This is a genomic window from Algoriphagus persicinus, assembly GCF_035156415.1.
Classification (GTDB): Bacteria; Bacteroidota; Bacteroidia; order Cytophagales; family Cyclobacteriaceae; genus Algoriphagus; species Algoriphagus persicinus.
On record NZ_JAYEEY010000034.1, the window covers coordinates 17,591 to 41,549 of the forward strand.

A 23,959-nucleotide genomic window follows, 5' to 3' on the forward strand; every position below is an offset into this window, starting at 1 on the left:
CTAGTTTGTTTTTTTCAATTCAGTATTAAAGGATGTACTGAGACAAGTCTCTATTTTGAACAAGGGAGCTTAACCTATCTTGGACCATTTCTTTGGTCACCATTATCTTGGAATTTGCTGTGATCGTATCAGGTACATCAAATAAGAAATCGTTGAGCAAATGACTCATCACGGTGTGAAGTCTTCTCGCTCCTATATTTTCCACTTCCTGATTGATCAGAAATGCCAATCTGGCGATCTCCTCGATGGATTCATCATTAAACTCCAGATAAACTTCTTCAGATTCAAATAGTGCTTGATATTGCTTGGTCAGTGCGTTTTTTGGCTCACGCAGAATTCTTGAAAAATCCTCCTGCGTCAAACTTTGAAGTTCAACCCGGATTGGGAATCTTCCTTGTAATTCGGGGATCAAATCAGAAGGTTTGGCCACATGGAAAGCACCCGCTGCAATAAATAGCACGTGATCGGTATTGATGACGCCGTATTTGGTATTTACAGCTGATCCTTCCACTATCGGAAGTAAATCACGCTGTACACCTTCACGGCTTACATCTGGTCCACCACCATTTTTACTTGATTTCGATGCGATCTTATCAATCTCATCTATGAATATGATCCCGTTGTTTTCAGCTAGCTTGATCGCTTCTTCCTTCACTTCTTCAAAGTCAACCAGCTTGGACATTTCCTCTTCTAGCAAAATCTTCCTCGCTTCAGAAATACTCACTTTACGTTTTTTGACTTTCTTGGGCATCATGTTGGAAATCATATCCTGAAGACCTGCCATACTGGCATCATCCATCATTCCGTTGCCGATCATCCCTACACCCATTGGAGAGCCTGCTTTCACACTGATCTCGATTTTACGATCATCCAATTCTCCGTCACGAAGTTTTTCTCTGAATCGCTCACGGGTTCTTTCGTTCAGCTCGGCATCATTACTTGGCTCAGAATTCTCATCGGAGTCCACAGGAATAGCACGTGTAAACCCAGCACTTTTCACCGGAGGAATCAATACATCCAAGATAATCTCTTCCACCGCATCGGCAGCTTTTGCTTTTACAGTCTCATTTTTCTGTTCCCTTACCAGTGCAACTGACTGCTCCATAAGATCTCTCACCATGCTCTCCACGTCGCGACCCACATAGCCCACTTCAGTGAACTTAGATGCTTCCACCTTGGTGAATGGCGCATGAGCTACTTTTGCTAATCTTCTGGCGATCTCCGTCTTACCCACACCGGTGGGACCGATCATCAAAATGTTATTTGGCACTATATCCTTTTGAATGTCCGTCTTCACCATCAGGCGACGAATTCTGTTTCTGAGTGCAATGGCAACGTTACGTTTGGCGTCGTTCTGCCCAATGATATATTTATCCAACTCAGCGACAATCTGCCTCGGAGTAAGTGAAAGTATTTTTTCCATGATGCTAGGTTAAAATGTGCTCAGACCGTAGTGGTTAATATTCCGATCTGAGCCTTTGTAGGTGTGTAATATAGGAGAAAAGCGTCTCATAGAAAGAGTGATCAATGGCTCTTTTCCTGGTCTTTTCCATTTTCGGACTGCAAGTTGAAATGAACGGGATTATCTACTATGGATTTTAGTAAAGCAATCTCCAACACCTGCTCCACTCTGTCCACAAAGTGGAATTCTACTCCTTTGATGTAATGCTCATCGATCTCTTCAATATCACGCTTATTTTTTCGGCAAAGGATAATCTCTTTGATTCCAGCTCTTTTGGCAGCTAGGATCTTCTCCTTGATACCACCCACAGGCATCACTTTGCCTATCAAGCTGATCTCACCTGTCATGGCAACTCTTGCTTTCACTTTTCTCTGAGTAAATACGGAGGCCATTGCCGTGAGCATGGTGATTCCAGCCGAAGGCCCGTCTTTTGGGACAGCACCGGCAGGCACGTGGATATGAAGATCGTATTGATCAAATACTCTATGATCGATCCCCAATGTTTCTGCTTTTGATTTCAGGTATGACAAGGCTGTCATGGCTGACTCTTTCATCACTTCTCCAAGCTGACCCGAAAGCGTAAGCTTTCCTTTACCCCTACTAAGGCTAGTTTCTATGAATAAAATCTCACCGCCCACGCTTGTCCATGCCAAACCAGTGACTACGCCAGCCGTGCTATTATCGGTGTATGATTCCTTGTCGAAAATCTCCGAACCCAAGATTTTTCTCACTGCCGTTGCCGTGATCTTCGGATTATATTCCTCTTCCATTGCAATAGATTTGGCGATGTTTCGCACCACTTTGCCTATTACTCTTTCCAAGCTTCTCACACCGGATTCTCTGGTATAATCTTCAATTAATTTCACCAAAGCAGCCTTGTCAAAAGAAATCTGTCGGGCTTTCAATCCATGCTCCTTTCTCTGCTTGGGCACCAAGTGACGCTTGGCAATTTCTACCTTCTCTTCTTGGGTATAGCCTGTCACTTCGATGATTTCCATTCTATCACGCAATGCCGGCTGAATCGTATCCAGGGAATTGGCTGTCGCGATGAAAAGCACTTTGCTCAAATCATACTCTACCTCCAGGTAGTTATCCAAGAAGGCATTGTTTTGCTCTGGATCCAGCACTTCCAAAAACGCTGAAGAAGGATCCCCACGGAAATCAGAAGAAAGCTTGTCAATCTCATCCAATACATATACTGGATTTGAGATTTTCACCTTTTTCATGTTATGGATAATCTTACCCGGCATAGCACCTACGTAGGTTTTTCGATGGCCACGGATCTCGGCTTCGTCATGCATTCCCCCTAGGGACATTCTCACGTATTTTCTCCCCAAAGCTGCCGCTACAGATTTACCAAGAGAAGTTTTACCCACACCTGGAGGGCCATAAAGGCAAAGAATGGGGCCTTTCAGATCATTCTTCAACTTCAAAACAGCTAGGTATTCAATGATTCTTTCCTTTACTTTTTCTAGTCCGAAGTGATCTCCGTCCAACACCTTTTTGGCATGATTCAGATCAAAATTATCCTGAGTAAACTCGTTCCAGGGAAGTTCCACCATGGTTTCCGCATAGTTCAACGCAATCGGATATTCAGCCGCAGAAGGATTTATTCTAAGGATTTTATCCAATTCTTTCTGAAAATGCTTGTTGACCTCTGGAGGCCATTTTTTCAATGCACCACGAGCGGCAAGATCCTCAACCTCTTTTTCTGGACCTTCATCACCAAGTTCCGTCTGAAGCACTTTCATCTGCTGGCGTAAGAAATAGTCCCGTTGCTGTTGGTCGATATCAGTATGCACTTTTTTCTGAATTTCAGATTTCAGTTCCAGCATCTGGATATCCTTCATCATGAACTCAAGCAAAAGCGTTGCTCGCTCCACACCGTCGTTGATCTCTAGCAATCGTTGCTTGGCTTCCACCGGAGCATTGATATTGGAAGAAAGAAAATGGGTAAGAAAAGGTGTATTGTCGATGTTATCCAAAGCCACCTGAGCTTCCCGGGGTATCTCAGGATTCAAGTGCAGAATTCGCGTAGCTGATTCCTTCAGGGATTCTTCAAGCGCCTGAATCTTCTTGGAGCTTTTAGGGAAATTCTCCTCCAGATACTCAGCCTTTGCAAGGAAATATGGATCATCGGTGATTTGCTCACTGATTTTGAAACGCTTCTTGCCCTGAATAATGATGGTGGTATTCCCGTCAGGAAGCACAATCATTTTGATGATCTTGGCGAGCGTACCTACTTGGTAGATATCCTCCCACCCAGGGTCATCTATGTTAGGATTGATCTGAGCGCAAACTCCAATCAATTTATTTCCCTTTTGCGCTTTCTTCACCAGACGTATAGAGCGTTGCCTTCCCACTGTTATTGGGATGACCACACCTGGGAAAAGGACTGTATTTCTCACTGAAAGGATCGGAATCTCATCTTCAAGAATTTCCTTTCCTTGTGCATCATCCTCTTCGTCAGTAATCAGCTGGATCAGATCTCCCTCACCGGCAAATTCACCGACCATTAAGTTTTGAAACACAGAATTTTCGAATTGGCTCATATAGACATATTGACAGCCAGGCTGTCGGTTTTTTGCTAAAATAAAAGAAGAACCCCCAAAACACGAAGGTTCTTCCTAAAGGGTCAAGGTGCATGCCAAAGGATGAAGTAGTCAGTTTGGCAGACTATGCAAAATCAAATTTCCTATTTATCGATTTTGTGCGAGCGTACTATTTATTGGGGATTTCGAAAGATTCATTTGACTTGGTCATCTGGAATAGTTTCAATAGAAATATCACTACCTAACTAATTACAAACTTTTAATCCCCCATAAATAACTTCAGCACATCGTTCCCGATAGCGAATACCATTAATCCTAAAAGAATGACCATCCCGACCTTCTGGGCATTTTCCAAGAATCTATCCGATGGTGCCCGTCCGGAAATCATCTCATAAAGCAAGAAAATCACGTGTCCTCCGTCTAATGCGGGAATAGGAAGTAGATTCATAAATGCCAATATCATAGAAATCAACCCTGTGATAGTCCAGAATTTAGTCCAGTTCCAGGTGTCTCCGTATATTTTTGCCATTCCGATTGGGCCACTCACGTTTTTGGTAGACACCTCACCGGTAAACATTTTACCCATCGCCTTCGCATTTACGATGACTACTGTAAAAGCTTTTGTAGTACCCTTTTTAAGTGATTCTGCAAAGCCATATTTGCGCTGTACCATGTCTATCATCGGAGTCACAGCAATATCAATCGTTCCACGATCACTGACTGCCACCATGGTATGAATGGTATCATTTGCGCTAGTCAATAGTTCAATATCTGCTTCCTGACTTTTGGCGTTTGCGAGCACAGCTTGCAGCTCATCAAAGTAAGTAACAGGCTGACCATTCACTGAAAGAATTTTATCTTCTGGAGTGATCCCCGCTTTATCTGCTGCACCACCTTTGTCTATCACCTTTAATTCAAATGGATACCGAATATCAACAAAGCTATTCATAGCTTCCTGACTATTAAAGGAATTGATGAAGCCTCTAGGGATTTCTACTTGGATGATTTCTCCTCCACGATCTACCGTATAGTAGCCATTTTCGCTAAGCAAGGCTGAACCAGACGTCAAATCATTGATAGATTGATAAAGCTCCCCATTGATGTCCAAAATCTTGTCCCCGGTTTTCAAACCGATAGATTCACCGATCTCATATGCTACAATGCCGTTTTCTACGACTTGATCTCGTGAAAAATACGTCTCACCGTTATTATAAACCAGGATCACAAAGATGACAATACCAGTAACGACATTGACGATAATGCCTCCCAGCATGACGATAAGACGCTGCCAAGCCGGTTTAGAGCGAAACTCCCAAGGCTGAGGTTCTCCAGCCATTTGATCAGAATCCATGGATTCGTCCACCATGCCGGAGATTTTCACAAATCCTCCCAATGGTATCGCTCCTATGGAGTACTCGGTTTCTCCATACTGGAACCCTGCGATTTTCGGAGGAAACCCGATTGAAAACTTCTCTACTCTCATGCCAAACATCTTGGCGGTAAGCAAGTGGCCCAACTCGTGCAAACCCACCAGGATTGATAATCCCAGGAGTAATTGACCCACCATAATTAAGGTATCCATTATACTTTATTCGTTATTAGTTCTTTAGTAATTTCTCTTGCCCGCAAATCTGTCTGTACATAGTCTTCCAAATTCGGATGTGCAATAAACTCAGCTTTTTCGAGAGTTTCCCCAATCAAATCAGACATTTCCAGAAAACCTACCTCTTCATTCAAGAAAGCAGCTACCGCAATTTCATTGGCAGCATTTAGCACGCAAGGCGAATTGCCACCTTTTGCAAGCGCATCATAAGCAAATTGAAGATTTTTGAAAGTCTTTAAATCGGGTTGCTCGAAGGTCAATTGAGGATAATTCATAAAGTCAAATCTCTCGAAATCACTTTTCAATCGATCAGGAAAGCTTAGGGCAAACTGAATTGGGATACGCATATCGGGCAATCCGAGTTGTGCTTTGATCGATCCGTCTTCAAACTGCACCATCGAGTGAATGATACTCTGCGGATGTACGACTACTACTATCTGTTCGGTTTTCAGGCCAAACAACCATTTCGCTTCGATCACCTCCAAGCCCTTGTTCATCAATGAAGCCGAGTCAATTGTGATCTTTGCTCCCATTTCCCAATTGGGATGCTTAAGCGCCTGCTCGCGCGTGACTGTCTCCAAATAGTCCCGATCCTTGCCTCTGAATGGCCCTCCGGAAGCAGTAAGAATAATTTTCTCTATTGGATTGTGAAATTCTCCGATCAAGCATTGGAAAATAGCCGAATGCTCCGAATCAACCGGAAAAATATTCACCCGATTTTCTTTAGCCAGGGCAGTGATGATTTCACCCGCCACGACCATCGTCTCTTTATTAGCAAGTGCTATCTGCTTACCTGCTTTTATCGCATTCACCGTAGGAATCAATCCAGAATATCCGACCAATGCTGTCAATACCACATCGATAGTTTCCATCTCGACGATTTGAGCTATCGCCTTGATGCCGGCATAGACCTTAATATCCTTGGGTAGCAAGACATCCCGGACTTGCGCGTAGAGATTTTCATTACCAATGACTACGGCATTTGGAGTGAATTCCAGTGCCTGTGCTATCAGTAACTCTGCATTATTTTGTGCGGTAAGCACCTCCACGATGAAATTTTCAGGATGCTGACGAATTACCTCTAAGGTTTGAGTACCAATGCTTCCGGTACTTCCCAGGATGGCTACGCGTTTTGGTTCTGTCATTCAGTTTTTTAGGATTGTTGAGTAATTAAAACCTTACATTATATGGAGGTTTTCTCAATTGCTGACAAAATTACAAGATGCTCCCACTTTTCCTCGTACAATTCGTCAGTTTTTGCCGAATGGCACAATATTAAAGAGCCAAAGTCTGAGAAACCCTTAATACAGAACTTAAAAAATGTGAATTAACTCAACGGAATGTTTTTGCACCCGTCAACTTGATAAAATGATTCGCCTATGAACAGTCTATTCAAAACAACCGGAATTTCCTTTCTGGCAGGCTTGGCCGGAGCTGCAGTTTGGACCACAATCGATGTTAATGAACCAGAGCAATTCTCTGATTTCTCAAAAAACAATCAAACGGAAGTACGTTTTACTTCGCAATACCAGCCAGCAACTACCTACTCCTCTACTGAAGCACCTATTTCATTCGTAGAAGCTTCTATAAACAGCACTGAATCAGTCGTATTCATAAAGAACTTCTCAGGAACGGATCCAAGGAGATACAGCATGTTTGATTACTTCTTTGGAGGAGGAGGTGCCCCTTCTCAGCAAGTGAGCACAGGATCTGGCGTGATCATCTCAGATGACGGATACATAGTAACCAACAACCACGTAATTGACAGAGCCGAGACCATAGAAGTCGTACATAAGAAAAGAACCTATAAAGCGACATTAGTCGGTACAGATAAAAACACCGATATCGCTGTATTGAAAATAGAAGAGACAAACCTTCCCGCGATCAAGCGTGGCAGTAGCCGAGATCTGAGGATTGGAGAATGGGTACTTGCTGTTGGAAACCCATTTAACCTTACTTCCACCGTCACCGCAGGGATAGTTTCTGCCAAAGAGCGACAAATCAATATTCTAGGCGGGGATTTCCCTTTGGAAAGCTTTATCCAAACAGACGCACCTATTAATCCTGGCAATTCAGGTGGAGCGCTGGTTAATATCAATGGAGAATTGGTTGGGATAAATACCGCCATCCTTTCCAGAACAGGTTCCTACACTGGATATGGCTTTGCAGTACCTGTAGATATAGCGATGAAAGTATCCAATGACTTGATTCAATATGGAGAAGTCCAAAAAGCTATTCCTGGAATAGATGCTGTGGAAATCACTCCTGAGCTGGCTGAACAAATGAACATCAAGACGCTGGATGGAGTAATTGTGACGCACGTGATCAAAGATGGCGCAGCAGAGCGAGCTGGACTGCAACGCAACGATGTGATCACGAGTCTGGGTTCTCAGGCGATTACTGGCAAAGGAAGTTTTGAAGAAGCAATTTCCTACTATTACCCAGGAGATCAACTTTTTGTAAGCTATCTCAGAAATGGGGCTCCACAAACCGCAAATTTAAAACTCCAGAACCTTGAAGGTGGCAATGGTGTCATCAAACGGGAATTTTACAGTTCGGGCATCTTAGGAGCCAGACTAGAAGCGGTCAATACCATCGAGAAAGACAAGTTTGGAGTAGATTATGGCATCAAAATCACTGGTTTGACCCGAGGCTATTTGAGAGAGCTTGGACTACGAGAAGGATTCGTAATCACTCAGATCAACAGTGAACCTGCTAAGGATCCAACCAAAGTAGGCGCTTATCTGGAGAAATTTAGTGGCAGACTACTTCTTGAGGGGGTAGCTTCTAATGGACAGCCATTTATGCAAAGTTACTCAGTGAGATAAACTTATGGGAAGACGAGCCTAGAATGCACAATGAGATATCCAAGTTTTCGACTTAAACACCTTAGTTATATCGAATCATTTTAGTACTTTATATGGACTTTCAGACCAGCGAAAATGCAATCAAACCCAAAACTCGTCTTCCCATGAAAACTGTCCTCAAATCCTGCGAGAAATGTCTAGAAGAATTCAGTGATGCACTGGCCGATCTTACAGATTATGCAAAGCGTACAAAAAATGGCAAATTGACTGAATCACAAGCCAGGGATCTGTTGCAGCATTTTGAGGGAACTCATGAGTTAGCACTGAATGTAATTACACATTATTTCAAACAGATAGGCAAAGGCCCATTTTCAGGTTCAAGGGATTTGACTGTCGAAGCATTTCACGCAGAATTAATAGATGATGGAAAAGCTTGGCTAGACATCGTGATAGATCGTATCCAATACAATCCTATCTATGAGATTGATACTCAGGAGAAATTTCTGGAAAATATCCAGAAACGTTACATCCGACTTCTGCTGCTATTGGAAGATACCATGGGCAAAAAGCTAAATGAATAATTTTCACTGTCAATTTCTGTGAAGAGCAACTTTTGTATGAAATAAGAAGTAAAACTTCGCCTAATTGGCTGGTTGAAATCTCTTAGTAAGACCTCATCTTGAATTTTTTCTTCAATTCCAATACCGCATTACGGAATGAACTATCAGTTTCCATGATATCATTCACCGTCTGCACAGCGTGAATCACTGTAGAGTGATCTCTTCCTCCAAAGTGATACCCAATTGACTTCAGAGAATGATTGGTAAATTCTTTGCAGAAATACATCGCTACTTGACGCGCTGTCACTATCTCCTTTTTACGGGTTTTGGCCTTCAAGTCATCAAGCGCTATCCCATAGTATTCTGAAACAGTCTTTTGGATAAAATCTACTCCAACCTCCGTTTCAATATCCTTGATGATGTTTTTCATCACCGTCTTACCAAGTTCAAGACTGATTTCCACACGATTCAGAGAAGCATGTGCAATTAAAGAGATAAGGATGCCCTCCAGCTCACGCACGTTGGTATCCACCGTGTAAGCAAGGTATTCTACTACATCATCTGGAATAATAATCCCCTCTGACTGCATTTTCCTTCGTATAATAGCTACCCTCGTCTCAAAATCAGGCATTTGCAAATCTGCAGTCAAGCCCCATTTGAATCGGGAAAGCAATCGCTCCTCCAAGCCTTTCAGATCCCTAGGCGGGCAATCCGAAGTCATAATGATTTGCTTCTTACTTTGATGAAGGTGATTGAAAATATGGAAGAACATCTCCTGCGTTCTGTCTTTTCCTGCCAAAAACTGAATATCGTCGATAATCAACACATCCACTTGCATGTAGAAGTTGGTAAAGCTTTTCACATTTCCATCCTTGATGGAGTCCATGAATTGATTTACAAATTTCTCTGAGGAAACATAGAGCACAAACTTGTCTTCTGGACCATTTTTGATCTCGTTTCCGATAGCTTGCACCAAGTGGGTTTTCCCAAGTCCTACTCCACCATAGACCATCAATGGATTAAAGGAAGTAATTCCTGGCTTGGTCGCCACAGCAAAACCTGCCGATCGTGCCAGCCTGTTACAATCGCCCTCTATGTAAGTAGTAAAAGTATAGGTCGGATTAAGATTACTATTCGTCAATGCCTCAGCATTGAGGGATTTCATCTCAAAAGGAGTCCTATCCGGTTCCACAGCTATTTGAGGCTTTTTATTCCCTGCGTTTCCTTGAGGAAAAGAAACTACATAAGGCTGATTCGAAGAGTTTCCTCTATCTACCACGACAGCATACTCCAATCTTCCGCTTTGCCCCAAAGTAGTTTTGATGGCAATTTTTAACTCCTGAACATAATTATCCTCCAGCCATTCGTAGAAAAACTGACTCGGAACCTGGATGGTCAGTGAAGTACCTTCCAGTTTGACGGGATTGATGGGCTTAAACCAAGTAGAAAAGCTCTGCTCATTGACGTGTTGTTCGATAACACGTAAACATTCATTCCAAACGGCGCTAGCTTCTGAACTCATTAGAGAAGATTTCTGAAAAACAAAGATCTTGCGGTAGGTGCAAGGGTGTCAAATTTGACGAAAATTAACTTAAATAAAAAATTGAATTCTTCTTGAAATATTGAGTTTTTGGCCAACTCATTTTCTCCAACCAAAGGAAATTTGGTATCCAAATCCTTTTCAGATTTAGGGATTCCGAATAGCGTGAATCAGTGCCTATTTTGTTCAATTTTAAGAACTAAACTCATTTTCAGTATATTGAAAAGTCATGAAAAACAAATCAAAATATTACAGCAAATCGGTAAGACTCTTGAATTCCCCTTCATTTTCCTAATTTTGATAGAGACCATAGTGATCTGCAACTACTAATCAAGAAATGGTTTTTTATTTGTGGAAATTCGGATTCAGTATTATTTAAACCCAATTATGACAGATCAGGACTTTTATACATTCCCCCCGTCCAGTAAAGAAGACTGGATTAATCAAGTAAAAAGTGACCTCAACGGGAAGGATTTTGAAGACACACTTACTTCCATGCTTTGGGAGAAAATCAAAATTCAGCCATTCTATACAGCAGAAGATCTTAATGGCTCTACTCCGGTCGAATACAAATTTCACCCTACCTCAATACTCCCCGGAATGTCTCCAAGAATCTGGAATAATCTAGTTTCTATTTTTCCGGAAGATGAAAAGACATCTAACGATGAAATTTTACATTCACTTCAAAACGGCGCAGATGGGATAATCCTTCATTTAGAAGGGACGGAAAATTTAAATCAGCTTCTGAAAGGTGTTCACACGGAGTTTTTATCATCCTATTTTTTACCTACTGGAGATACAATTCAGTTTTTTCGATTGATTCAGGAATGGATTGAATCTTTAAGCCTGAAACCATGCATGCTGAGCGGAGCAATCTTTTGGAATCCCTGCGATGAGTTGTTTCACAGTGGAGAGAATTTCGATTTGGGAATTGACCAAGCTGCTCAAGCAATACATGATTTCAAAGAGTTCAGAGATTTTTACCCCATGACAATTGATTTATCACGCTACGCAAATACCGGTGCTACTGGAATCCAAGAGCTGACTTACGGATTAGGTGAAGTAATTGAGCTGATCGACAAGCTTTCGAAAAAAGCGATTTCACCTACACAGGTATTTGAAAATGTGGCTTTTCATACGGCTATAGGAGATTCTCATTTTCCGGAAATCGCAAAAATAAAAGCTTTGCGTAAGCTGATCGTAGAGCTAGCCTCCAATTACGGTGTGCAAATCGAAATGGAAAACATCCAAATAATCACCTCCACCAGCACCTGGAGCAAATCGCTTTTAGATCAAAACACCAATCTTATCCGCCAAACTTATGAGGCCATGGCAGGAATCCTTGGAGGGGGAAATTCACTATGGGTAAAGCCTGTACAGGGGAAAAATGCTTCAATTTTGGAAAAGAGAATAGGGAGAAATATTTCATCCATTCTCAAGGAAGAAAGCTACCTCGATAAGGTGATGGATCCCGCAGCAGGGTCATTTTACTTGGAAAAACTGCAACAGCAAATTGAAGAAACCGTGATTTCCAGCCTTCAGGGATTAGAAGAAAAAGAGGGCTGGCTAAAAAGTTTCGAAGATCGAACCTTGCACAAAGCAATACGAAATTCCCGCGAAACAGCCCAGAAAAAAGTACTATCAGACTCCAATATAAAAGTTGGTGCAAATAAATACCTCACAAATGGCGAGCTGGAAAACTATCAGGCGTTTGAGCCATTAATCGAAAAAGACTTTGAATTGCTCCCAAGCCGAGCGACCTACTTAGTAGAACAAAATCACCAGAGCAACGCATGAGACCAGACTTGAAAAATTGGAAATCATCGGAAATTCAGCCTACGCAAACCGTGGGCCAAACCAACTGGGAGGCTCCAGAACAGATTTCTATACCATCAACTTTCGATGCGTCACAAATCGAAAACCTCCCTCATGTGAATTATGCGGCAGGAATTCCTCCTTATTTACGAGGTCCCTATAGCACCATGTATCGCACGCGACCTTGGACTATCCGCCAATATGCGGGATTTTCAACAGCCGAAGAATCCAATGCTTTCTACAGAAAAAACTTAGCCGGAGGGCAAAAAGGTCTTTCGGTGGCTTTTGACCTAGCTACTCATCGAGGGTATGATTCTGATCACCCTCGCGTAGTCGGTGATGTGGGCAAAGCCGGAGTGGCAATAGACTCTGTAGAAGACATGAAGCTGCTTTTTGACCAGATTCCTTTGGATCAAATGTCTGTATCCATGACTATGAACGGTGCGGTAATTCCAATTCTGGCCTTTTATATCGTCGCTGCTGAAGAGCAAGGTGTGAATCCCGAACAACTCAGCGGAACAATACAGAATGATATCCTGAAGGAATTCATGGTGCGAAATACCTATATCTATCCGCCACAGCCCTCGATGCGGATTATAGCGGATATTTTCAAATTCACTTCTGAGCTCATGCCGAAGTTCAATTCTATTTCTATCTCTGGCTATCACATGCAGGAAGCTGGAGGCACGGCAGATATAGAATTGGCTTATACTCTTGCTGATGGATTGGAATACTTGAAAACAGGAGTAAAAGCTGGTTTGGATATAGATAATTTCGCTCCCAGGCTTTCCTTTTTCTGGGGTATCGGGATGAATTACTTTATGGAAATCGCCAAAATGCGGGCAGGTCGTTTGCTTTGGGCGAAAATAGTCAAGCAATTCAATCCTAAATCTGACAAATCACTTGCACTAAGAACCCATTGCCAAACATCAGGCTGGTCACTTACTGAGCAAGATCCTTATAATAATGTAACCAGAACTGCAGTCGAAGCCCTTGCCGCAGTAATGGGACACACCCAATCCCTTCACACCAATTCTTTAGATGAAGCTATTGCTTTGCCAACGGACTTCTCTGCAAGAATTGCCAGAAATACCCAATTGGTTCTGCAGGAAGAAACCGGTATTCCAGAGGTGGTCGATCCATGGGGAGGTTCACATTATCTAGAGTTTTTGACAGATCAGTTAGTACAACGCGCTTGGGCATTGATCGAGGAAGTGGAAGAGCTAGGTGGAATGGCTAAAGCGATAGAAGCAGGATTGCCTAAACTCAGAATAGAAGAAGCTGCCGCCAAGAAGCAAGCTCGAATTGACAGTGGACGGGACATTATTGTAGGTGTAAATCGCTATCAGGTGGATGAAGAATCTGAAATAGAAGTTCGGGACGTGGATAATCAAGCTGTCCGGGAATCACAACTTATCAGATTGAAAAAAGTGAAGGAGTCCAGAAATCAGAATGAAGTGTATACCAGTCTGGAAACACTGACGAAAGCTGCGAAATCAGGGGAAGGAAATCTACTTGAACTGGCGATTGATGCAGCTAGAAAAAGAGCTACTTTGGGAGAAATCTCAGATGCTATGGAGGAGGCCTTTGGTCGCCATCAAGCACAAACCAAATCTATCACTGGAGTATATGCAGCAGAAGTGAAAAATCAAAACTCATTTGAAAAAGCAATCCTGCTTTCCAACGAATTTGCCGAATTGGAAGGTCGCCGTCCCAGAATAATGGTGGCCAAAATGGGCCAAGATGGACATGACCGTGGTGCAAAAATCATCGCAACTGGATTTGCAGATATGGGTTTTGATGTAGATATAGGCCCACTTTTCCAGACACCAGCTGAAGTTGCGCAGCAAGCTATCGAAAACGATGTGCATATAGTCGGAGCATCCTCTTTGGCAGCAGGACACAAGACATTGGTTCCACAGCTAATCGATGCATTGAAAGAATTGGGAAGGCCGGATATTATGGTGGTCGCCGGTGGAGTAATCCCTCCAAAAGATTATCAGTTTCTTAAGGATGCCGGGGTATTTGCAGTTTTCGGCCCAGGCACTGTTCTTTCAGAGGCAGCCATTGAAATATTGGAAAAGTTGATTAAAGATTGATTTAAAAGTATTATTTCACAAACAGGCCGACACCAAATTCAAATGGATTAATTGAAGTAATTTCTACCTCTTTAAATCGTGGATGAGCTGGGTTGATCAAAAAGCTGAACTCTCCCTGAACTATCACGGAAGGCACTTTGAATACCAAGAACTTATTTTCATATAGAAACTTATCTCCAATCTCTTGGCTAGCATGTGAATGGGGAATTGATTTCCATTCTAGAGGCAGTTCAGAAATCTCAATTTCCTTTAAAGAAATAATTTCTTCAGGAATACTAATCTCCACAATCTCATAATCGATTGGAATATTACCCAAAGGCGTGTGGACAGCGATTTCTGCAGTGCAAAGTGCTCTGGATTGGCTGGTGTAGAGCAGGGCCTTCCCTTTACTGTTCCATCTTCCGCCTGCTATTTCTGCTCCTTTGCCTGATAAATCATGAGAGAACTTGCGTTTACTAAGACGGAAAACCCTCATGCCAAGACCCCATATTCAATTCTAGTCAGCTCATCTTTCAAAAGAGTTATCCCAAAACTGCTGTCCAAAAAAGATTTCGGCACTAAGTCTCCCAAAGCCAAGCAGGGCGTTTCAAGCCAATTCTGAAATTTTGACTTGTTACCGAATACTTCTACTCCTCTCTTTTGAAGTAATGCTATTTCGATTATCTTTTCTGATTGTAAAGAATCAAATGACTTTTTTTCTTTGTGGTATCGTTGCATAGTGCGCTCAGAGATGTGTAAAAATTCTGACCATTCTGAAGAGGAAAATGCGCTCTTTGAAGCAAATCTGTCAAAATCTTCAAATGAAACGCCTTGCCTCACAAGTGAAATTATGTTGTTAATAAACAAGTCATCAGTAGTATTATAGGCTACTTCTGGATCAAAAATGGCATATTGAGTCATGGCAAATCAGTTAAAATTCATACAATTGTCACAAATATAACGACAAATGTCTGGTTTCCGTTTTATAATTTAATTTTTCCCCCTAAAAAAACTCTTAATACCTATGAGATACTCCTACCTTCTACTTTTGCCACTTTTCTTTGGATGCGTCCCATCAGAGAAAAGTGAAAAAGCAATCCTTGCCAACCAATTAGAAAAGCATCTCAAATCAGAAGTTCTCGACAAATGGTATCCTCAGTCAATGGATACCGTAGATGGCGGGTTTCTGAGCAATTTTACATACGATTTTCAACCTGAAGAAAAGCAGGAAAAGATGATTGTAACTCAATCCCGCCACGTATGGACGAATTCCAAAGCTTCACTAAAGTATCCTGAAATTGATTATTACAAAGAAGGAGCAAAACATGGTTATGAATTCTTAAGAGATAAAATGTGGGATGACCAAAACGGCGGATTTTATTGGTTGGTGGACAAACAAGGAAATCAGCTCGGCGATCCTATGAAAACAGCCTATGGGAATGCATTTGGAATCTTTGCACTCGCCGCCTATTATGAAGCATCGGGTGATAAATCTGCTTTGGAACTTGCTAAAGAAGCATTTTACTGGCTAGACTATCATGCACATGACTCAATAAATGGAGGGTATAATCAACACTTGAGTCCTGATGGTGCCCCTATTTCCAGGCCAGCCGCCACCCCAACCACTTCCGATCTGGGATATAAAGATCAAAACAGCTCCATCCATTTGCTTGAAGCATTCACTGAACTCTATCAGGTTTGGCCAGATTCCGTGGTCAGAGATCGATTGGAAGAAATGCTGCTGCTGATCAGAGATCAAATCGTGACAGAAAAAGGCTACTTGACACTCTTTCTCCATCCTGATTGGAGCCCTGTGACATTCGTGGATTCTACTGAGAAAGTTATTCTAACTCATCATCAATTGGATCATGTGTCATTTGGTCATGATGTGGAAACTGGCTTTTTGATGATAGAAGCATCTGAGACTTTAGGCTGGGAAAATGACAGCACCACACATACCATAGCCAAAAAAATGATAGATCATGCGCTAGAAAATGGCTGGGATGAAAGTGTTGGTGGCTTTTATGATGAAGGTTATTATTTCAAAGATGGTTTTCGGATCACCCACGATACCAAAAACTGGTGGGCGCAGGCCGAAGGAATGAATGCTTTGCTACTTATGGCTGAGCTTTATCCAGACGATCCACAAAATTATTATGAAGCGTTTCTTAAACTTTGGGACTATTGTGATACCTATTTAATCGATCATGAAAACGGAGATTGGTATTCTGGAGGATTGGATAAACAACCAGAATTAAAAACGGTAGGCAAAGGAAATATTTGGAAAGGGATCTACCATCATTATAGATCTTTGGATCACTGCATAAATCGATTGAGAGAAATGAGCGCACATTCAGAATGAAAGCATTCACAGTTTTGAAAGCCTAAAATGAAGAAAATCACTTTTGTGTATGATCCGGAAACGGAGAAGGAAAAGCTAGAGGAGTTAATCGAAAGGCTAGACTCAAAGCTCGATAACCATATTTCCTATGCTGAACTCAACCTAGGTGACTATTCATCAGCTGATTGGCTCGCCTGTTCCTTGCCAGACCCCCTACTCAAAGAACTCTTTGAAAAGCTAAAAGACAGTGAAATCAACGTAGGACTACTCCCCCATCCAAAAATGGAACAAGGCAGAAAAGGCTTTGGCATTAACAGCAATTTTGAAGATGCTTGGGAAGAAATTCAAGAAGCGGCGGAACTACCAGAAATCGACCTCATGCAAGTGAACGGGCAATTGACCTTCAATTCCTTGCTCATAGGCACCTCCTTAAGCATTCTCTACTCAAATTCAGCCAACAAGTTCTTTGAGGGTATAAAAATCAGATTCACCCAACTTGTCAGACTTTTCCGCAAGGTAAAACTCAAGCCCTACACCATCAAATACAAAGATGACAGTGACGAAGAAAAAACGATAGAAACTGCTGCTATGGGCATTTTGGCTGTCGCTCACTGCGAAACCAACTTGATATTCCGCCGTGTAATCCAGGAATCGGGACTCGATGATGGTCGCATACATTTGTTGATTTTGGCTCCCAAAAGTTTGTTTTCCCTCATTCAATTTGGACTTCAAAACTTATTTTTCCCAATAAAAGGCGGCTCACTTCCAAGTTTTGTCGGGTATATCTCAACAAGCGAAGCTGTGATCTCATCTTCAGAACCAATCCAATTCGCCTTAGACGGTGAAGAAGGTGAGGAAAAAGAATTAACGATAAATCTTGTAGAAGAGAAGATCAAACTGCTTCCGGGAGCTTCATTAATCGAAGCCGAAGAAAAAGATGGCCCAGGTGAAATCAATGCCAAATTACTTCCAACCGGAAGACTTAAAGAAGAACTGCTTCATTCCTTCCTACCTTGGGTTCGTCATGCCACTTCGGACGAATTCAAAGAGCTATTTTCCTTATTGAAAAAAAACGCGCAGACAAGCTCTTCCTATCTGGTTTTGATGGCTTTGTCCACCATGATTGCGACATTTGGACTCTTCGGTGATTCAGCTCCTGTTGTCATCGGGGCGATGATTTTAGCGCCTTTGATGGGGCCTATTATTTCATTAGCTATGGGTGCACTTAGACAGGACGCCTTGTTGATCAAAAACAGTCTGATCACTATATTTTGGGGAATTGTCTTGGGTCTGATCTTTTCCATTTTAATTACCTTGATCACGCCATTGGAAATACTGAACAATCAGATAATTGCCAGAATACGTCCCAATCTGCTGGATTTGGGTATTGCTATCGCCTCTGGGATCGCAGGAGCTTATGCTTATTCCAAAGAAGAGATCTCCAAAACGCTTGCCGGAGTTGCTATTTCGGTAGCATTGGTTCCGCCGCTTGCGGTGGCTGGAATTGGAATCGGATGGGCAGATTGGAGTGTATTCTGGGGAGCTATGCTCTTACTGGGAACAAACCTGGCAGGAATCGTAATGGCTGCTTCCTTAACTTTCCTCACTCTGGGATTTAGTCCATTCAGGCTTGCCAAAAGAGGCTTGCTGATCAGCCTGGGGATTTTGATCATCATCGCATTGCCACTGGGTCTTAGTTTCAACGAAATGGTAAAGGAAAACATCATTATCCAAGACCTAAGCGGCAAAGAAATTCCCCATGGACTACTTCGGGAAGTAAAAGTCATTCAAATGCAGCCACTAAAATTGTCCGTGACTATTCTCTCTGAAAAGGCTCTGGATGAGCAGGATTTCTTAGACATCAGAAAAGAAATTGAGGCGGAAATAGACCAGGAAATTTCGCTTGAATTAACCTTGGGCGTGAGAATAGGAGATATTGAAAAGTAAGTTGCTACACAGGAATTAAATCACAGTACCAAAATCCATAGTGGGTTGGATCTTCCTTTTCATTAGAAAAACACTGATCAGGATCATCTTTAGTTTTGGGCGCTTCATACTTTCTGAGAACAACCTCCCCCTTTTCAAAATTTATAGGTTTACTGAAAATTGGCCCATCATACACAAACGTATGAAACTCTCCATTCTCTCCGCACGGATCGACATTGGTAGGAAGATCTTTCAGAAAATCAGCATCTATCACCCGACCTACGAAACTCTTATCCAAGTATTTCTCATTTACACAAGTAGTGATCGTCTTGAATCCCAAATTCAAAAACTCATGGATCAATTGATCTGTAGGTTGCTTCCAAAGAGGGAACACACCTGTTAAATCTAGCTCAGCTAATTTATTCTCGCGATAGGCTCTGAGGTCTTCTAGGTAAATGTCACCAAAAACCGAGGCTGTTATTCCATCTTGTTTCAATTTGAATAGTGTATTCCTCATGGTCTCTTCATAGACTCTCATCGACGGCATATCGGGAACCTCCATTTTAACAAGAGGAATTCCTAAACTTCTCGCTTGTGCCTCCAATAATTCCACCCGAACACCATGCATGGATATCCGCTGATATTTCTGACTGATGCTCGTGAGGAGACAGGCTATATTAATGTCTTGAGACTGCTGCAGCTTATATAAAGTTAGTGCAGAATCTTTGCCTCCGCTCCAGTTGAAAAGTGCTTTTTCTTTGACCAACATGCTAGATTTTGTTTTGCTAAAAGTAATTCGGATTGAGCGAAATCCCTGCTTACTATAGAACTAAAAAATCAGCACATTTATATAAACTGCAAGATTAGAAATGCGACTTGGAAAACTTACCTTAACCCTAAAGTAAAAGGAGTAACGTACTATGGAACCCAAATAACATGAATTGAGCCGGTCCACCAGCCTAATTACCATTTTAGTATCCGAGTGTATGGTAGAAGAGGGCAACCGTAAATGGGTAATAAATTAATTCCCCGCCGGAAGCATATTTCGGATAGCTGAAATTTTCCATTGCTCTGTCTCTGTCACAACCACAAATGTGCTCCACATTTTGCGGATTGTGCCATTCCCATTTATGATTTCATAACGGGCATCTACTATCGCCGCATCGGGACTGATAAACCGAATTGACTCAACTTTCAGTGTTCTTTCGCCAGGATTTGAGGCAGAACTTTCCATCATTCCCTTGACTGCCGCTGCCATTCCCTTGCGCCATTCCCCAGAAGAAACGAGCTGATCGATATCTTCAGTTAAGATCTTCTTCAGTAATACAGTATCTTTAGTATCCCGAGTTTTCGAATACGAATTGATCAGATTAATAATTTCTTGGGATTCTCCCTTTGTATTCAAAGGATTCTGGCAAAATGCTGATGAGCTGATCAAGAAAAAGAAAAGGAAGAGAAAGGTTTTCATAAAGTTTAGTCTTGGCGATCAGACCCTTTTAATTTGAAGTAATTTACACTTTTTCCCTAAAAACAATTACGGAGCTAGTCTCGCTTTCCCAGTAAAACGAACAAAGTCCAGCTTCAGGAGAAGCAGGACATCTGCCACCTTTGCGTGACCTTCGCGACCTCTGTGGTAAAAAAACTCACAAAAAAGCCACGCATTGCTGAGTGGCTTTAAGAGTATTTATGAGACTAATTGCTTACTGATCTTCTCCTCGGAGTTTAAGAACCGCACCTTCCAATACATCGCCAATTCGGATTTGACATGCCAATCTGGATGTTGGGAAGTATTCGGGCATGGTTTCCAACTGATCCAATTCAGGATCGGTGGCTTCACCAAGTTCACCCTTACCTTCCAACACTTCTATGTGACAAGTGCCACAAAGTGCCATACCGCCACAGGTAGCCAATATTGGATATTCATATGCTTTGAGGATTTCCATCAGGTTAAAACCCATATCATCCGGGGCTTCACATTCTTGACGATTTCCTTCTTGATCTTCTACAGTGAAATTAACCATGCCGCAAAAATAGAATTAAAATGAATTGACACCATTAACAGTCGTGTATTTGAAGCTTAATTTTTGATCAGGGTACACATATTTAAAGGCAGAGTGCATCATTATCGCAGCTTCATGGAATCCACAAAGAATAAGCTTCAATTTGCCCGGATAGGTATTGATATCACCGATCGCATAGATTCGGTCCACACCGGTAGAGTAATCACGGGTATCTACTTCTATCGCATTTTTATCAATGCTCAATCCCCAGTCCGCAATCGGGCCTAATTTAGGGCTCAGCCCAAATAAAGGAATCAGGTAATCCGCCTCTAGCTTTATTTCAATTTTGGATTTATCCACAAAGGTCACTGAATCCAATTTCCCATTTCCTCCCAATTCTTTCAGGTTGGCAGAAAGGATCAGATCAATTTTTCCGTTGTTGGCCAGATCAAACACTTTGGAAGCTGAATCAGGTGCTCCACGGAACGTTTCATTTCGGTGAACCAATGTCACTCTTTTAGCCACTTTCGAAAGAAAAATAGTCCAATCTAGAGCAGAATCTCCTCCACCCGCAAGAATCACATTCTTATCACGGAAGGTTTCCGGATTCTTCACCATATAGGTCACTCCCTTGCCTTCAAAAAGCTCCAGATTCTCCACTACTGGCTTTCTAGGTTCGAAACAACCCAAGCCCCCGGCAATAACAATCACCTTCGCGTGTACATGGGTTTTGTCGCTTGTAGTCACGATAAAGGATCCATCTTCTTGCCTGTCCAAGTGATCTACACGCTCACCCAATGTGAACGTGGGAGAAAACGGCTTGGCCTGCTCCATAAGATTGTCCACCAGATCCTGCGCATTTACTTCCGGATACCCGGGGATATCATAAATGGGTTTCTGAGGATAAATCTCCGAAAGCTGACCACCCACCTGAGGCAGGGCATCGATGAGGTGACAGCGCATTTTCAGCAAACCAGCTTCGAACACTGCAAATAGGCCTACTGGGCCGGCTCCGATAATACAAAGGTCTGTATGGATCATGGTATATGAAAATTTGGGGTGNATTTTCAGCAAACCAGCTTCGAACACTGCAAATAGGCCTACTGGGCCGGCTCCGATAATACAAAGGTCTGTATGGATCATGGTATATGAAAATTTGGGGTGCTTCCCCGGTTCAAAATTTCCTTTTATTTAATTATTTATAGTCTAGAGATTCTCCGTCGAGGTTTTGATATATCGTATTGAGAATCCGTTTGAACTCTTCGAAATCACGGGGACTCAGGTTTTCCCAGGCTTTCTCTCTGATGTGATGTATTTCCGGTCTCAAAGAAGTGACTTTGGATACACCCGTCTCTGTCAAATGCAATTGAAAACTACGTCTGTCCTGAGGATGTGGCACTCGCTCTACGTACCCTTTTTTACAGAGCAAATCAATAATACGGGTAAGCGTAGGATGGTCTTTAAAAACCAAATTTGCCAATTCTGTCTGGCTCAGCACATCGTTTTCTGACAGATTCTTAAGTACCAACCACTGATCCACAGTCACATCAAATTCTCCAGATTTAAACTGTTGCTGAGCATATTGCTTCACTTTTCGGGCTGTTCGGTCCAATAGAAATGAATACTTTGAATATTGCTCTTGTGTCATACCAATAGTTAGTGTGACAAATATATAAAAAATCTAACTGGAGAAAACAATTCTCTATTATTTTTATGGGGTTTGTAGGTTTATAGAAGCAATGCGAAAGAAATCAGAGAGTTGAGAGCGCTAGAAACTTCAATACTCAGCATTCGACATTCATCATTCCATATTAACAATTGAAAAATTACGCTTTTGAATGCCTACTCATTAATACCCGTACTTCCCTTGCCACTTGGAACTTAAGTATTTTCTCAATTCATTTTCCCTGGCATTTTCCCCCGGATCGTACAACTTCATTCCTTTGATTTCATCGGGCAAAAACTCCTGACTCACAAAATTACCAGGAAAATCATGGGAATACTTGTACGATTTTCCATAGTTCAAATCCTTCATCAGTCTCGTCGGAGCATTGCGCAGATGAAGCGGAACGGACAAATCGCCTTTCTCCCGAACTAGGGCCTGAGCCTGATTAATTGCCATGTAGGCTGCATTACTTTTCGGTGAACTCGACAGATAAGTTACGCATTGAGAAAGTATGATTCTAGATTCCGGATAACCTATGATCTTGACCGCCTCGAAACAGTTGGTAGCTAACAGCAAGGCATTTGGATTGGCATTACCTATATCTTCTGAAGCTAAAATCAGCAAGCGTCTCGCTATAAACTTCACATCCTCCCCCCCCTCGATCATCCGTGCCAGCCAATACACAGCCGCATTTGGATCCGAACCGCGGATGGATTTGATAAAAGCTGAAATGATATCGTAATGCTGCTCTCCTGACTTGTCGTAGAGAGCCACTTTCTGCTGCGCGATCTGCATCACTTTTTCATCGGTGATCACACTTGGATTTTCATTGATCCCATCAATAACAATTTCCAGCAAATTCAGCAGCTTTCGTCCATCTCCTCCAGAAATCCTTAAAAGTGCATCGTTTTCTTCAATAATTACCTCGATTTTTTTCAACTCAACATCCTTCTCCAAAGCCTGATGAACCATAGCCTCAAGCTCAGCTTTGCCAAGTGAATTCAACGTAAAGACCTGACATCTCGAAAGTAATGCAGCATTGACTTCAAAGGAAGGGTTCTCTGTGGTGGCTCCAATCAGACGAATGACTCCTTTTTCTACAGCACCTAATAAAGCATCTTGCTGGGATTTATTGAAGCGGTGAATCTCATCGATAAAAAGTACTACTCCTTGCTGAAACTTCGCTTTTTCGATTACCTCCCTGATATCTTTCACCCCAGAACTGATCGCACTGAGCGTGTAGAAAGGTGCTTTGATTTCATTTGCTATGATATTGGCTATGGTCGTTTTCCCTACTCCCGGAGGTCCCCAAAGAATAAGTGAAGGCACATTGCCGGATTTTATTGCTTTGAAAAGAAATGAGTTGGGCGCAGACAAATGCTCTTGTCCAATCAGATCTTCCAATCGCGTTGGGCGCATGCGTTCTGCAAGAGGGGTATTGTTCATTTGCTAGCTAGACTTAGGCGTGCAAGATACTAGACAAAAAAGAAAGAGGCTGTCTCAAAAGTAGATAGTTTAAAAGGCTAGTCGATTACTCGGCTAGCCTTTCTTGTTTTACTCAAAATATGTACTTTGAGGTGTGGAAAAACAAGACTTAAATGTAGTCTTT

19 protein-coding genes are annotated in these 23,959 nt (G+C 42.1%); 6 read left to right on the forward strand and 13 right to left on the reverse strand.

Annotated elements, in window-relative coordinates; translation table 11 throughout:
* Positions 1–25: 25 nt before the first annotated feature.
* From hslU to U3A58_RS19550, 4 genes are all read right to left on the reverse strand, one after another.
* Positions 26–1,423 (reverse strand): ATP-dependent protease ATPase subunit HslU, encoded by a 1,398-nt coding sequence (gene hslU, locus U3A58_RS19535; protein ID WP_323826083.1) that lies wholly within the window; start codon positions 1,421–1,423, stop codon positions 26–28.
* A 101-nt stretch (positions 1,424–1,524) separates the two neighbouring features.
* The gene (gene lon, locus U3A58_RS19540; protein ID WP_323826084.1) at positions 1,525–4,014 is read right to left on the reverse strand and encodes an endopeptidase La; all 2,490 of its coding nucleotides are present in this window, start codon (positions 4,012–4,014) and stop codon (positions 1,525–1,527) included.
* A 259-nt stretch (positions 4,015–4,273) separates the two neighbouring features.
* Complete coding sequence (gene rseP / locus U3A58_RS19545; RefSeq protein ID WP_323826085.1) at positions 4,274–5,596, reverse strand: RIP metalloprotease RseP; 1,323 nt, start codon at positions 5,594–5,596, stop codon at positions 4,274–4,276.
* On the reverse strand, positions 5,596–6,762 hold the full coding sequence (locus U3A58_RS19550; protein ID WP_323826086.1) for a 1-deoxy-D-xylulose-5-phosphate reductoisomerase: 1,167 nt from the start codon (positions 6,760–6,762) through the stop codon (positions 5,596–5,598). The genes rseP and U3A58_RS19550 overlap by 1 nt, the downstream gene beginning before the upstream one ends.
* Before the next feature lie 234 nt (positions 6,763–6,996).
* Between U3A58_RS19550 and U3A58_RS19555 the strand changes: the two genes are divergently transcribed.
* Positions 6,997–8,445 (forward strand): S1C family serine protease, encoded by a 1,449-nt coding sequence (locus tag U3A58_RS19555; protein ID WP_323826087.1) that lies wholly within the window; start codon positions 6,997–6,999, stop codon positions 8,443–8,445.
* Between the two features lie 143 nt (positions 8,446–8,588).
* Positions 8,589–9,005 (forward strand): nucleotidyltransferase substrate binding protein, encoded by a 417-nt coding sequence (locus tag U3A58_RS19560; RefSeq protein WP_323826088.1) that lies wholly within the window; start codon positions 8,589–8,591, stop codon positions 9,003–9,005.
* An 82-nt stretch (positions 9,006–9,087) separates the two neighbouring features.
* On the opposite strand, the gene dnaA is transcribed toward U3A58_RS19560, so the two are convergent.
* The gene (dnaA, locus tag U3A58_RS19565; protein ID WP_323826089.1) at positions 9,088–10,506 is read right to left on the reverse strand and encodes a chromosomal replication initiator protein DnaA; all 1,419 of its coding nucleotides are present in this window, start codon (positions 10,504–10,506) and stop codon (positions 9,088–9,090) included.
* Between the two features lie 405 nt (positions 10,507–10,911).
* On the opposite strand from dnaA, the gene U3A58_RS19570 reads away from it, so the two are divergent.
* Both U3A58_RS19570 and scpA read left to right on the forward strand, forming a co-directional pair.
* The gene (locus U3A58_RS19570; RefSeq protein ID WP_323826090.1) at positions 10,912–12,321 is read left to right on the forward strand and encodes a methylmalonyl-CoA mutase family protein; all 1,410 of its coding nucleotides are present in this window, start codon (positions 10,912–10,914) and stop codon (positions 12,319–12,321) included.
* A complete protein-coding gene (scpA, locus tag U3A58_RS19575) occupies positions 12,318–14,438 on the forward strand; it encodes a methylmalonyl-CoA mutase (RefSeq protein ID WP_323826091.1) in 2,121 nt (706 codons plus the stop codon). Before U3A58_RS19570 ends, scpA begins: the two co-directional genes overlap by 4 nt.
* A gap of 10 nt (positions 14,439–14,448) precedes the next feature.
* On the opposite strand, the gene U3A58_RS19580 is transcribed toward scpA, so the two are convergent.
* Positions 14,449–14,913 (reverse strand): RES family NAD+ phosphorylase, encoded by a 465-nt coding sequence (locus U3A58_RS19580; RefSeq protein ID WP_323826092.1) that lies wholly within the window; start codon positions 14,911–14,913, stop codon positions 14,449–14,451.
* A complete protein-coding gene (gene parS / locus U3A58_RS19585; RefSeq protein WP_323826093.1) occupies positions 14,910–15,338 on the reverse strand; it encodes a type II RES/Xre toxin-antitoxin system antitoxin in 429 nt (142 codons plus the stop codon). The genes U3A58_RS19580 and parS overlap by 4 nt, the downstream gene beginning before the upstream one ends.
* 103 nt (positions 15,339–15,441) lie before the next feature.
* Here parS and U3A58_RS19590 point away from each other — a divergent pair, with 103 nt between their 5' ends.
* Both U3A58_RS19590 and U3A58_RS19595 read left to right on the forward strand, forming a co-directional pair.
* Positions 15,442–16,779: an AGE family epimerase/isomerase gene (locus U3A58_RS19590; protein WP_323826094.1), complete on the forward strand. Its 1,338-nt coding sequence runs from the start codon at positions 15,442–15,444 to the stop codon at positions 16,777–16,779.
* Between the two features lie 27 nt (positions 16,780–16,806).
* The gene (locus U3A58_RS19595) at positions 16,807–18,705 is read left to right on the forward strand and encodes a TIGR00341 family protein (RefSeq protein ID WP_323826095.1); all 1,899 of its coding nucleotides are present in this window, start codon (positions 16,807–16,809) and stop codon (positions 18,703–18,705) included.
* A gap of 4 nt (positions 18,706–18,709) precedes the next feature.
* Here U3A58_RS19595 and U3A58_RS19600 read toward each other — a convergent pair whose 3' ends face one another.
* The 6 genes from U3A58_RS19600 to U3A58_RS19625 all read right to left on the reverse strand — a co-directional run bounded on the left by U3A58_RS19600 (position 18,710) and on the right by U3A58_RS19625 (position 23,796).
* Positions 18,710–19,453 (reverse strand): Dph6-related ATP pyrophosphatase, encoded by a 744-nt coding sequence (locus U3A58_RS19600; protein WP_323826096.1) that lies wholly within the window; start codon positions 19,451–19,453, stop codon positions 18,710–18,712.
* A gap of 252 nt (positions 19,454–19,705) precedes the next feature.
* Positions 19,706–20,152, reverse strand: coding sequence for a YybH family protein (locus tag U3A58_RS19605; RefSeq protein WP_323826097.1), 447 nt, complete (start codon positions 20,150–20,152; stop codon positions 19,706–19,708).
* A gap of 232 nt (positions 20,153–20,384) precedes the next feature.
* The gene (locus U3A58_RS19610) at positions 20,385–20,705 is read right to left on the reverse strand and encodes a 2Fe-2S iron-sulfur cluster-binding protein (protein WP_323826098.1); all 321 of its coding nucleotides are present in this window, start codon (positions 20,703–20,705) and stop codon (positions 20,385–20,387) included.
* 15 nt (positions 20,706–20,720) lie between these two features.
* Entirely contained in the window at positions 20,721–21,725 is a 1,005-nt protein-coding gene (locus U3A58_RS19615) for an NAD(P)/FAD-dependent oxidoreductase (RefSeq protein WP_323826101.1), read from the reverse strand.
* 154 nt (positions 21,726–21,879) lie between these two features.
* Positions 21,880–22,332 carry a MarR family winged helix-turn-helix transcriptional regulator gene (locus U3A58_RS19620; protein ID WP_323826099.1) on the reverse strand — a complete coding sequence of 151 codons (453 nt, stop codon included), beginning with the start codon at positions 22,330–22,332 and terminating at the stop codon, positions 21,880–21,882.
* Between the two features lie 201 nt (positions 22,333–22,533).
* Positions 22,534–23,796 carry a replication-associated recombination protein A gene (locus U3A58_RS19625; protein ID WP_323826100.1) on the reverse strand — a complete coding sequence of 421 codons (1,263 nt, stop codon included), beginning with the start codon at positions 23,794–23,796 and terminating at the stop codon, positions 22,534–22,536.
* Positions 23,797–23,959: the final 163 nt, after the last annotated feature.